9 protein-coding genes are annotated in these 11,790 nt (G+C 43.9%); 3 read left to right on the forward strand and 6 right to left on the reverse strand.

Annotated elements, in window-relative coordinates; all coding sequences use genetic code 11:
* Nucleotides 1-50: 50 nt before the first annotated feature.
* The gene (locus tag DS731_RS05585; protein WP_442858451.1) at nucleotides 51-287 is read left to right on the forward strand and encodes a muconolactone Delta-isomerase family protein; all 237 of its coding nucleotides are present in this window, start codon (nucleotides 51-53) and stop codon (nucleotides 285-287) included.
* 150 nt (nucleotides 288-437) lie between these two features.
* Here the strand turns inward: DS731_RS05585 and DS731_RS05590 are convergent, their stop codons facing one another.
* The 5 genes from DS731_RS05590 to DS731_RS05610 form a co-directional block, all read right to left on the reverse strand.
* Nucleotides 438-1,892: an aldehyde dehydrogenase family protein gene (locus DS731_RS05590; RefSeq protein ID WP_119500398.1), complete on the reverse strand. Its 1,455-nt coding sequence runs from the start codon at nucleotides 1,890-1,892 to the stop codon at nucleotides 438-440.
* Between the two features lie 11 nt (nucleotides 1,893-1,903).
* On the reverse strand, nucleotides 1,904-3,451 hold the full coding sequence (locus DS731_RS05595; protein WP_119500399.1) for an FAD-dependent oxidoreductase: 1,548 nt from the start codon (nucleotides 3,449-3,451) through the stop codon (nucleotides 1,904-1,906).
* 18 nt (nucleotides 3,452-3,469) lie between these two features.
* Entirely contained in the window at nucleotides 3,470-4,018 is a 549-nt protein-coding gene (locus DS731_RS05600; protein ID WP_119500400.1) for a gluconate 2-dehydrogenase subunit 3 family protein, read from the reverse strand.
* A gap of 166 nt (nucleotides 4,019-4,184) precedes the next feature.
* Nucleotides 4,185-6,089 carry a sigma-54-dependent Fis family transcriptional regulator gene (locus DS731_RS05605; RefSeq protein WP_161599103.1) on the reverse strand — a complete coding sequence of 635 codons (1,905 nt, stop codon included), beginning with the start codon at nucleotides 6,087-6,089 and terminating at the stop codon, nucleotides 4,185-4,187.
* Nucleotides 6,090-6,270: 181 nt separating this feature from the next.
* Nucleotides 6,271-7,161: a transporter gene (locus DS731_RS05610; protein WP_119500402.1), complete on the reverse strand. Its 891-nt coding sequence runs from the start codon at nucleotides 7,159-7,161 to the stop codon at nucleotides 6,271-6,273.
* Between the two features lie 644 nt (nucleotides 7,162-7,805).
* Here DS731_RS05610 and DS731_RS21875 point away from each other — a divergent pair.
* Entirely contained in the window at nucleotides 7,806-7,949 is a 144-nt protein-coding gene (locus tag DS731_RS21875) for a hypothetical protein (protein WP_161599104.1), read from the forward strand.
* A 1,193-nt stretch (nucleotides 7,950-9,142) separates the two neighbouring features.
* Here DS731_RS21875 and DS731_RS05615 read toward each other — a convergent pair.
* The gene (locus tag DS731_RS05615; RefSeq protein ID WP_161599105.1) at nucleotides 9,143-10,081 is read right to left on the reverse strand and encodes a LysR family transcriptional regulator; all 939 of its coding nucleotides are present in this window, start codon (nucleotides 10,079-10,081) and stop codon (nucleotides 9,143-9,145) included.
* Nucleotides 10,082-10,208: 127 nt separating this feature from the next.
* Between DS731_RS05615 and DS731_RS05620 the strand changes: the two genes are divergently transcribed.
* Nucleotides 10,209-11,780 (forward strand): bifunctional 3-(3-hydroxy-phenyl)propionate/3-hydroxycinnamic acid hydroxylase, encoded by a 1,572-nt coding sequence (locus tag DS731_RS05620; RefSeq protein ID WP_119500404.1) that lies wholly within the window; start codon nucleotides 10,209-10,211, stop codon nucleotides 11,778-11,780.
* The last annotated feature ends 10 nt before the right edge of the window (nucleotides 11,781-11,790 follow it).

An 11,790-nucleotide genomic window follows, 5' to 3' on the forward strand; every position in this document is an offset into this window, starting at 1 on the left:
ATTCAAAGATGCTTTTTCAGGTAGAGATGATAGTCAACCCCCCTAAGGACATGAGCTCTGAGGAATTTGACGCTATCAAATTGACAGAGAAAGAATACTCACAGGAGTTACAAAAGAAAGGCATTTGGGTACATCTGTGGAGAGTGGCTGGGCAGTATGCAAATGTAAGTATCTTTGAGGTTGAGGATAACGCACATCTTCACGAAGTTCTGATGGGACTTCCACTTTATCCTTATATGACTTTATCCGTAACCGCTCTTTGTAAGCATCCGTCATCAATAAAGTAGCCTGACACGATTTCGGTAATTATGACCATAAAGGCTTTGTTGCTATCTGGTTCCTGAGATCACCAACGCACTACTTCAGAAATTTCAAGAGGGTAGGAGCTAGTACAACTAAGGGGGCAACACAGCCCCCTAAATAATCTTCTACATTATTCAGAAAGGATACTGAACCCCCTGATTCATCACACTAATCCACTTTGTGTGTGTGAATTCATCAAGATTTACAGGTCCGCCAATACGGCCCGAATCACCTGAGTCTTTCAACCCTCCAAAAGGAATGTGGTATTCGTTATTAACGGTCTGGTCATTAATGTGCACCATTCCGGCATTGATAAACGTCGCCAGATATTCTCCCCGCGCGCTGTCTGCCGTGTGAATTGAAGCCGACAACCCAAGGGTTGTGTCATTTGCCAACGCTATAGCCTCTTGTTCCGTTTTAAACGTTACCACGGGCGCAACCGGCCCAAAAATCTCCTGTTGAAATACTGGCATATCAGAGGACACATTTTTCAGAACTGTAGGGGACACCAGTTGGGTATCTATCGTACCGCCGGTCACGATCTCTGCCCCCATAGCGACAGATTCTTCAATGAGTGTCCTGACCTTTTCAGCCTGTTGCGCATTAATGAGCGGACCCAGATGACATTGTTCTGTAAACGGGTTACCAGTGACGAGCTGGTTGGCCCTGGCAGCCAGTGCTTCCACGTATTTATCTGCAATGCTCTCATGCACAATATGCCGGCCCGATTGCATGCAGATTTGACCCTGATGCAAAAACGAGCCCCATGCTGCGCAAGATGAGGCTGATTCTATATCGGCATCAGCCATTACGATGAACGCATTGTTTCCGCCTAATTCCAGCGATGTTTTCTTAAATGTTCCTGCACATTGCTGAGCGATAGCACGACCAACGGCCGTTGAGCCTGTAAACGCAATCATTCCTGTATCCGGGTGTTCTACAATCGTCTGGCCTGGCTCTGCGCCACCCGGAATTAGTCTGAGTACATTCTCTGGTAATCCCGCTTCAGCCATTAATTCACTTATGATGACACCGCCAGTGAAAAAACTCTGTGGATCTGGTTTCAATACCACCGTGTTTCCCAGTGCAAGGGCAGGTAGAATAGCACGTAGGGAAAGTAACAGCGGGAAGTTCCAGGGCGCAATCACCCCGACCAGACCAACCGGCACTTTCACCCGCATATTTTTCCGCCCGGGCATTGTTGACGGATACAATTCACCATTGGGGGCTTGCGCCAGGTTAGCAGCCGTATAAGCCTGCTCTATGCAAGCCTGAAGTTCCCATTCACTTTTAGGACGAATTGAACCGCACTCTCTGGCGTTCCAGGCGTGAATCATTTCGCAGTGATGCCCCAAAGCTTGTGCAAACCGACGAAGAATCGCCGCCCTGTATTCGAACGTGGTGGCAGCCCAGTCCGGCTGGGCGTGTTTACAAGAGCTAATTATCTTTTTTGTTTCCTCAATACTTGCCCCCCTTACGGTTCCGAAAATTTTGCCAGTAGCGGGTTCGCTAATATCAAAGTATTCGCCTGAGAAACCGGAATCATAATCCAGAACAAAATCATGCTCTTTTATTTCGTTATATTTCATTTTTAAAATCCTTAACCCGGGTTAGCTTCGTTAATTTGGTCTGCAATATAGCTGGCGAGGGCATACACCGTTTCGGACGGGTTATAGCCTATTGAGGTTGGCAGTAAACTGGCATCTACGACATAAAGGTTTTTTATGTCGTGAGTTTCGCCATAGGGATTCACTACTGTTTTCGACTTATCGGTACCCATGCGGCAGGTGCCCTGAGGATGGAACGAGGTGTATCTGTATCGGGCGCTCTCGTTTTCAAGCGCATCGATAACACTGTCAATTTCGTCTACAGAGTTAATTCGCTGAGTGTCATAAGTGGGTAAGTAGAGGTATTTAGCGCCGGATGCAAACAAGATCCGTGCATTCTCTTTCAGACCTTTTTTCATGGCTTCAAAATCTTCGTCGTCTACTTGATAGCGAATTTCTTTATAGCCATTTTCCATAGTGACCTCGCCGACATTCTTATCATGGATAAGTGTGATGAGACGGGTAGAATTTGGATAGTTCTGCATGTATCGCACATAGGGTTTTCCTGTACCCGGCTCAGCCATAAATGAAGCTTCCACGGGGTCCTGTACGGCATTAAGCTGGATCCAACCGCCATTTTCCGGCAGGGTATGGCGATCATCAAACAGGCTATGTGTGGCACCATGGAAGTCGTTTAGTTTCTTTTCATAAATGGCCGTTACCGACAACGACGGATGACAAGCAAAGTTCTTACCTACCTGTCCGCTGGAATTTGCCAGTCCGGATTGTTGAAGCAGAAGGGGCGAACCGGTTGGGCCTGCTGCCAGCACGACGATAGGAGCTTTTACACTTAAGCGTGTTTTCGTTACTCCGGTTTTAGGATCTATAACTTCAGCATTGACGCCTTTGGCTGTACCGTTTTCGGCGGAAATTTTCGTTACCCGGGTGTCAGCATAAATCTCTGCACCGTGGTTGCACGCCCAGGGAAGATAGGTCACCATCATTGATTGTTTACGGTCAGTTTTGCAGCCAGCGAAGCAGAAACCTGTCATCGCACAATCGCGGATATTTCGGCGAGCCAGACCTAAAGGGATATCTAGTGCTTTCAGACCTTTTTTAATTGTTTCTGCACCAGAGCTGGTTTCGTGAGGTTTTACTTCAGTTATGCCGAGATTTTTTTCAACTTTTTCGAAATAAGGCAGCATTACTTCAGGCGTCAAATTAGTAAGCCCAAACTCCTTGCCCCATTTTTTCAGATAGTAGTCCGGAGTACGGAAGCATAAAGCTGCATTTACGACAGTCGAACCTCCCACACAGCGTCCCTGAAGTACTGTAATATCGCCATCCGTATTGCTTTGCGCACCTTCTCCTTCATACATGGTGGCCATGGAGACGGCCATCATTTCGGTGAATTTCTCTGAAGGTACGTAGGGACCTGCTTCAAGGATAATGACTTTTTTCCCGGCTTTAGCAAGCTCGTAGGCGCTAATTCCTCCACCAGCGCCTGAGCCGATTATGACTACATCAGCTTCGATATTTAATTCAGTGGCGGTCATATCTTCTGAGGTTTTTACATTTAACTGATTTTTGTTCGACATCATTTTTTCTCCTGCCTGTTTTTATGCTTTTGGCTCTGGTGTGACACCGCGGTATTTAAGTTTCCACTTTTCTGAAACAGGCCCGACATAGCCTAGTGGCGTCCAGGTGTCAGGAATTGCCCAATATGCAAGAACTGTTAGCTTCTTTAAGCCCATTGCAAGTGCACGATGTGGAGCTTTTTCACTGCTGGTCCATTCGTCAACAAAGGCTGTAGCTTGTTCATCAGGGAGTTCATTAAATGATTTGCCGTACTTTTTCAGCGGCCCCTGATTGAAGTAATGAATGCCTTGATTCAGGCCCTGGCGGATGTGAGGCGGCATCCCTGCAAGGAGTGCACCTTCTATGGTGGGGATAACCGGCAAGCTTGCAGGGGGGATGAGAGGACTGCCTTCCGTAGGCAGGGAGGTGGTGAGCATTTTAGTAAAAACAGCATGCTCAGTGGCGTCCATCTTATTGTCTTCAGTAATTTTACCTGCGATTACCTGCATAGGAGAGAGGCTAGCAACGGCAACACTGATGGCGGTTGCCAGTTTCAAAAACTGCCTGCGTTGTTTATTTATATCTGACATATCTTTGCCTTTTTTCTTTGTTATCGAGATAAGAACTCACTACACATAACAACGCAGAGATTATGCCAAAAGTTAAATTCAAGTTAATTTGTTGTATTTGTTAGCTTTTTGAGGGGGCTGGTGGGGAAGGTGTTTCATAGTGAAACACCCTGTATTTTGGTGCGTCTCAGTTTAAGGCAGTAGTGTCACGTTCTTTCGCTAATTTGCGATAAAGTGTCGCCCGGGATATACCAAGCTTTTTGGCGGCCTGGCTTATGTTGCCCTTACAGTCTTCGACAACCTGGTTTATCAAATCCTGACTAGCCTGGTCTAAGAGACGCCCTGATGTTGTATGTTTTGGAGCGGACTCATGTGTCTGAACCAGAATGCCACGGCAGCTTTGATATTCTTCCGGAAGTTCGTAGGTTGCTACCTCTTTGCTTTCCTCCCCTATTGCATCAGCGTATAGAAGCACGTTACGTAATTCACGAATATTACCTGGCCAGGTGTGCCTCTCGATAAATTCAGCTACCTCCGCGCTAAGGTGCTTTTTACACTGACAGTCTTTGTTCAAGATACGGCGGGCGATGGCAAGTTTGTCGCTTCGCTCACGCAGTGGCTTAATTGGAATTTCAAATCCCTTCAGACGGAAGTAAAGATCCCGGCGAAACCTGCCTTCTTCGATTGCTACTTTAAGATCCACATTAGTTGCACAGATGAGCTGGAAGTCAACTTTATGTTCGCGGGCAGAACCTAAAGGGCTGACTTCACGGGTTTCAAGGACCCGCAACAGCCGGCTCTGCAGGGCCAAAGGCATGTCACCAATTTCATCAAGGAAAAGAGTACCTCTATCGGCTTCGGCAATGCGGCCTTTGAACCCCTTTTTGTCAGCACCGGTAAAAGCGCCCGGTTGGTAACCAAATAGTTCACTTTCAATGAGGTTTTCAGGGATCGAAGCGCAATTGATAGAAATAAACTTTCCACTGCATTGACTGGCATCATGCAGGTGCCTGGCAGTCACTTCCTTACCTACTCCAGACTCTCCGTAGAGCATTACCGGTAGTCGGTTAAGCACTTTAGCTCCTCGTGCAACAGAATTTTTCAACCCTTCATCGCCAAAGGTGGTATCCGGTTCTTTTTTACCAGAGGCGACAGGTTTAATTTTGCCTTTGCACCGCGCTAGACTTTTATCTTCGTGGGGTAAGCTAATTACCCTCGACGCGAGAGTCACGCCAGAATGTAATGTGAGAAAAAAGGGATCGCCGTTGATTGCTCTTCGTGAAGACAGGCTTTGAAAGTCGGAGCTGAATAAATCGCTAAAACAGGTTTCATAAAAACGACGTTGGTCGGTGATAAATGTTGAAGCAGCTTCATTACATCCCGTCATTTTTCCATCCGGGGTGATAGCCAATAGTAAGTTTGTAATATCACCAAATTGTCCGGAGGAGGGGATGATTTCTAAGACATAACTGTTATTGAGATCTAATATAAGTGATTTTTGGATGTTTCTGGCACATGTCTCGAGCATGTAAAATACGGCCATATCATTCAGTGAGTTTTCGTTAGTAATGTCCAGAGAGCCACATAGTCGGCCAAGATGATCAAACACAGGAGCTGCCGCGCAGTGAAATGAGTTGTGTTGTTGTTGATAATGTTCTGCACCGAAAACCCGGCTGAACTGTTTGCTGTTTAATGCACACGACATGGCAGTGGTGCCTACAGTACTTTCATTTAATATGACACCATCTCGAAAAGCAGACGCGATTCGGGTATTTCTCAGTCGACTTGCTTGCCTGACTTGTAAAGCGGTACAGTCTTTATCAGTGAGTAAAACAGACCAGCCAGCACCAGCAACAGCTTGAAATAATTGTTCAACATGCCGGTTAGAAATGTTTAGTAAACGAGAATTTTTAGATTTAAGCTCTTTAAGATTATCAGGACGAACATAGGCGTATTCAAGCTGCCCGGACATCTGAATAGTCTGGTTAGCACAACGAAGCCAAGAGTCACGAATAGCGTCAGGCAGCCTGTCGGCTACCTGAGTATCTCCCTCATCAAATCGCTGACGAATTACGCTAAGCTCGTTATTCATGACTACTGCCCTCATTATCCAGATTGAAAACTGAAATCGGTCATTTGGCGATTAGCCTTATACCTGTTCAATGGAGCTATAACTTAGCATAAAATGTAAATTAAATGTAATAAGTTTATTAGGCGAACTTTGGTTTTTATTGCGAACTTATGAGGTGTCTGTTATTCCGGCGGAAATGTAGTTAGAACACTTTAACAAAACGTAGGTTAAGTCTGTCGTTTTCGAAAAAGCCATTTTCTACAGAGATGCTGCGGCCATATTGTATTTGAACCTGAAGGTCGGGCTTGATGAAGTGCTGCAGAGTTGCCTGCCAACGATTGCTGTTCAGTTTATCCTGTTGTCGGGAACCGTTTACCTCAGTTTCCGCACCGAAATCCTGATAATAGTTAACCGACGCAGTAGTGGAGTCAGAAATGTGGTAGTTCAAATGTACCTGAAAACCGTACTGATCATCCTGCTTCCGGGTGACCCCTGAAGCGCCGAAATCGTCGTTGTCTCCAAAGAATGTATATTCACCAATCAAATGAAGAGAAAAGTGTTCAGTTAGCGGTGTTACAAATGCAGCTTGCGTGATTAATTTTGTTCTGTTTTCACCAAGGTTAACGGGTCCTTTTTCAATGTCGTAACTACCCCATGGGACTGAAACCAAACCAGTCAATCCGAAGGCTTGCTTTGTTGCCGCGTTATTGTATAACCAGATCGTTGCGCCGAGTATAGGATCACCAATACCCGATGCTTCTACTGTATTGCCGCCGGCCTCCAGTTTCAGTTGGCCGAATGGTAGAATTATTTGAGGGTCGATAATAAATCCACCGATTTCCATATAGTGGACCCAACGCAAAAGACCTATATCTGCGCCTAACGTCGGCCCATTTTCAATCTGTTTGCCATCGACATAAAACTCATCATTGTCGAAAGACTGCAGATATAGAATCCCGAGATCTATACCTGCTGGCAATGGTGAATAGTCACCCGGATCTGTAGCAACCTGAGCCGCATGAGAGATATTATTAATTGTAGAGCAGGCAAGACCAGCAGACAGAACAGCAGCTTTTAAGAATGTGTTTTTCATTTTGTTATCCTTTGTGAGTGATTACGCTGAGCAAAAGCTCTCTTAGGTCACTGGGATAAATAGCATTTAACATTCCATAAACATTTAAGTGATGTAATAACAGTTAGTTAGATATTTTTGTCCAGAAAGGTGCGCCTCATTGATGTTTTAAAAACAAACATACGCATAAGACTGCCGTCTCAAAATGAAACAGTTTTATATGAAGTCTGAGACTTTCTTTGGGTATCAGTGATCACTGATTAGCTGCAAATCTTTTTTACTCTAATTCATACGAAGAGAGCTAAGCTCACACTTCGTTAGTAAGCACATGGGTGAGTTGTCAAAGTTGGAAGGAAAATTTGCAGCAAAAAAGAAAATATTTAGGTAGGCAAACTTCCAAATGATGGAAAGCTTTATAATTGTAAATGATTAGCTGTGATGTCGCCCATCGTTGCAGTGCAAATACTTTCCAGGTCACTCTTATTTCTGCAATTTATTTTTCCACATTTTTCTTATATTTTTTTCTGACTTCAAATGGTGTTTTGAGTGGGAAGTTTTAGATGACTAACTTCAAAATTAAAGTACTTGTTAACCAACAGGAGTCTGGCTGTTTTTTCGACTTTTTATTCGCTATATGTGTGCCAATATTCTGAACGGATTTTAATGTGAGAAAAGACACGCTCAACAAAAACTTTGTGAAAAAATGTGCTGAGTCAGGTGTCTTTCCAAAGCGTTCCACCGAAAAAAAAATAAAGCGTTCTGCCGAAAGTTTTGATTTCGGAGTAACGTGGGGAGTAGGTCAAAAATGAAAAACTGTCTTCTTTCGGCAGAACGCTTTTTCCGTGGCCTGTAGAGGAATCGGGCCTGACTAATTGTGAAAATTCTATTTCTCAAAAATTTACGAGAGTTCAATTCGAAATTGGCATGACTGTACTAGCGTAGTTTTCGAGTCAAAATGCATTTACTATACGCACGTAATAAGTTAAAAGAGAGAGTTTTTTTACTGCCAAAGAGTGCTAGGTTGCACTCTTTAAAAAATTCCTCTAATGCAGTCTGTTTAGTTCAATTTACTTGATGTTTTGTTAGCAATTTTTTTGCTGATTATTCGTCACAATTTTGACAAGATTTTAAGCGGATCTATGAAAATATTTCACGACATGCAAGACACATTTGACAAAAATAATGTGAAAAAATGTACTGGCTAGGCTGCACTCCCGGAGCGTTACCCCTAGAAAAAAATCAAGCGTTACCCCTAGAATTTTATTCTAGGAGTAACGGGGGGAGTTGTTCAAATTTCATAATATTCCTACTCTAGGGGTAACGCTTTTTCCGTGGCCTGCAGAGGAATCGGGCCTGACTAATTGTAAAAATTCTATTTCTCAAAATTTTTCGCGAATTTAGCCTTAATTTGGCGCGAGTTTACTCGCACAGTTATCGTGTCAAACACGCATGCGACAACTACACGCAGTTATTGAGATTAAAGAGCTTTTTTGCAGCTAAAGATTGCTTTTTTCTAAGGTGCGGGAGAAGTGTATTTTCGCAATTTTTGCCATTCGTTCAGAGTCGATAATCGTGATGTTAAGATGAATGAAATGCCAACTCTGGGAATCCAAATTTTCACAAAGATACCCGGACAAATTGTACTGCTTAGGCGCAGTAAACGTGGGTTCCTGCAGTCATATTCTGTTCACGGGCTTTGTGAATAACTTCTAAACTCAGACACTGATTTCTTCTATTACCAACTTAGTTGAACAGTAAAATATACGCTATCTGAAGAGCCAGAACGGCGGAGGTCCTGGCTCCTCTTACCAACAACGCAATTGCTCGTTCTTGCGATAAAGACACATAAAATTTGCAGGCAATATGGGTTGGAAGTGTATGCTCAAAACATCATTCCTAAACCTTTATTACTGCCACTATTTTCATTAATGATCGAAGTATATGCATGTGAACATAATGATCCAAATGCAAGGACAAATACTCATCTAAAAGCCCGGTAAAGTTAGTCAGACATTAAATCATCGTTCATTTTTTCGATTGCATCGAAGACCTGATCTACAAACCACAGCGTAGATGCTGATGCTGAATTTCTGCGATGATAAATCAACTTGACTGAGAATTCCGGGGACTCAATGGGTAGAGGCTGCCATGTCAGCCAATTCTGTCTAAAAGCATCATTTACGAGTCGTGACGGCAATACCGCTAGCAGATCTGAGGTACGTAGCATTCTTGTTGCTACGAGAAACTGATTCACGTTCAGTTTAATGTTTCGGGCCATATTCATTTCTTTCAACGCCAGGTCTATCGGGAGTCTATATGAGCCAGTGCCTGACGGATTGATTACTAAATGTTCTGCTTCACAAAACTTTTTCAGAGATATTTTTTTCTGTAAAAAGGGATGATCTTTTCTGCCTGCTACTACATAATTTTCTTTCCAAAGTGTTCTGCATTCCAGCGTTGACATCTTCGGATCCTGCACAGAAATTGCAAAATCTATTTCGCTTCTGGAGAGTCTGCCGTCCGTCAGTTCGGAATCATCCTGTACTAAAAAAAGCTTTGTAGATGGACCATTTTTTTGCATAGATTTGTATAAAAATGGAGTAAGCAAACTCGCGGACAAGTCTGTCATTGAAACCCTAAATTCAGTCTTTGATGTATGCGGGTCGAACACATTAATCCTCATCGACTTCTTTAATTGCGCCAAGGCTGTATGAACATCTGGCCACAGTGCAGACGCTTTCGGAGTGGGTTCTACTCCCTTCGGCACTTTGACAAAAAGTGTATCTTGTAATTCATCTCTTAGTTTGACAATTGCATTACTGACAGCTGACTGTGTCAATCCAAGGCTTTCTGCTGCCCGGGTCACGTGCCGCTCAATCATCACCTGGTCGAATATCTGCAGAAGGTTAAGATCCATCCGCTCCACACGCTTTCTATCCATATTTTTTATCCCTACTAAATAAATCGTAATCATTTTTAGTGATGATATTAATAATAAGTGTTCGATTGATCAATGTTAAATGGGCGGTTATTTTCCACACATTCCTTTAACTTTTAGGACTGAATGAATGAATCAGGAATACGATTTAATTGTAATCGGGTGTGGACCTGCTGGAGAGGTTCTGGCTTCAACCGTGGGCGCTGCCGGATATAATGTGCTTGTTATTGAAAGGTGGCCTGAACCCTATCCATTACCAAGATTGACAACTTTAGACGGTGAGTGCTGCAGAGTTGTGCAGGCAACCAGCGCAGATGTAGACAAGGGCTTTGAACAGAGCACCATCCAGAATGCGTGTCATTTTGTTGACCGTGATGGCGAAGACATTATGAAGGTGCTCTATCCTGGCAAGCTGGCAGGCTGGCCTACAAGGCTCTCGATATTTCAGCCCGATTTTGAAAAGGGTATTACGGACAAACTGGAGTCGCTACCGAACGTCAGAATACTGAGAGGATTTGAAGTCCTCGATTTCTCACAAAACGAGAATTCAGTAACGGTTGAGTTCAGCCCCTTTGATGCTAACCGGATGATTGCCGTCGGAAATCCTGAAAAGGTAACCGCTAAATATATGGCCGGAACAGATGGTGCCAGAAGTTTCGTACGGTCCCATTTGGGGCTGGAACAAAAAGACTTCGATATGCACGAGCGCTGGTTAAACTTTGATGCAGAGCTAAAAAGGCCACTTCCCGAAAAATTTCACAAGCTTGCAATCTTCATGGACCCTTCCCGGCCGCATATGTACATGCCTATCGGTGAAAAATATCTGCGCCTGGAATTCAGAGTTATGGAAGGTGAAACTGACGAGGATGTTACAGATCCGTCTGTTGCCTGGGACTTTCTTACCAAGGAGCATGGGCTAGGCAGTGATGATGTGAATATTATGCGTCAAGTTGTCTATCACTATCACACACGAATAACCCAGCAGTGGAGAAAAGACAGAATTTTTATCGCAGGTGATGCGGCACATACGATGCCACCTTATATGGGGCAAGGTGGTTGTGCCGCCATTCGTGATGGCAGAAATCTGGGATGGAAGCTCATTGAGGTACTGTCTGAAAGAAGTTCAGAGAAGTTACTTGATACCTACCAATCTGAACGAATGCCTCATGCGTCAACGATAATCATGGGGTCCGATATGCTTTCAAGACAAGTGAATATCGTTGACCCGTCCGAAGCTGAGAAAAGAGATTCAGCCATGAGGGAAAGGGGCAGTTTTACGCCGCCAGATTTGCCTTCATTGTCTTCAGGTATTTTGTACTTCGAAAAGTCCTCACAAGAAACGAGTATTGCAGGAAAGATGACTCCTCAGGGAACCGTTGGAAAAAATGGAAAAGCGGGTAGAGGTGATGATTTGATTGGGAGCGGCTTCCAACTTTGGTGTGCTAAAGACCCATCCACATTCCTTAATGAAGAATCGACGAAAGTCATTACCCGGTTAGCGATTGATATTGCAGTTTTCAATGAGCCGGAGAGTCAGTATGCATATGAAGATATCGAAGGCATTTATCAAACGTTTCTAGAAAATAACGACGCTGCGTTTGTGCTTGTCAGGCCAGATTTCTACGCGTTCGGCAGCGGTTCCTTCTCACAAATTAACGATGCGTTGTTAAGCCTTAAAGCGCAACTGTTCTCTAACTATTAATAAGAGGTAA

The organism is Alteromonas sp. RKMC-009, from assembly GCF_003584565.2.
Lineage (GTDB): Bacteria > Pseudomonadota > Gammaproteobacteria > Enterobacterales > Alteromonadaceae > Alteromonas.

Bases quoted from the DNA above. Each gene is read 5' to 3' on its own strand.
- DS731_RS05615 (WP_161599105.1), bottom strand. From the start codon at position 10,081: ATGGATAGAAAGCGTGTGGAGCGGATGGATCTTAACCTTCTGCAGATA.
- DS731_RS05605 (WP_161599103.1), bottom strand. From the start codon at position 6,089: ATGAATAACGAGCTTAGCGTAATTCGTCAGCGATTTGATGAGGGAGAT.
- DS731_RS05620 (WP_119500404.1), top strand. From the start codon at position 10,209: ATGAATCAGGAATACGATTTAATTGTAATCGGGTGTGGACCTGCTGGA.
- DS731_RS05600 (WP_119500400.1), bottom strand. From the start codon at position 4,018: ATGTCAGATATAAATAAACAACGCAGGCAGTTTTTGAAACTGGCAACC.
- DS731_RS05610 (WP_119500402.1), bottom strand. From the start codon at position 7,161: ATGAAAAACACATTCTTAAAAGCTGCTGTTCTGTCTGCTGGTCTTGCC.
- DS731_RS05595 (WP_119500399.1), bottom strand. From the start codon at position 3,451: ATGATGTCGAACAAAAATCAGTTAAATGTAAAAACCTCAGAAGATATG.
- DS731_RS05590 (WP_119500398.1), bottom strand. From the start codon at position 1,892: ATGAAATATAACGAAATAAAAGAGCATGATTTTGTTCTGGATTATGAT.
- DS731_RS05585 (WP_442858451.1), top strand. From the start codon at position 51: ATGAGCTCTGAGGAATTTGACGCTATCAAATTGACAGAGAAAGAATAC.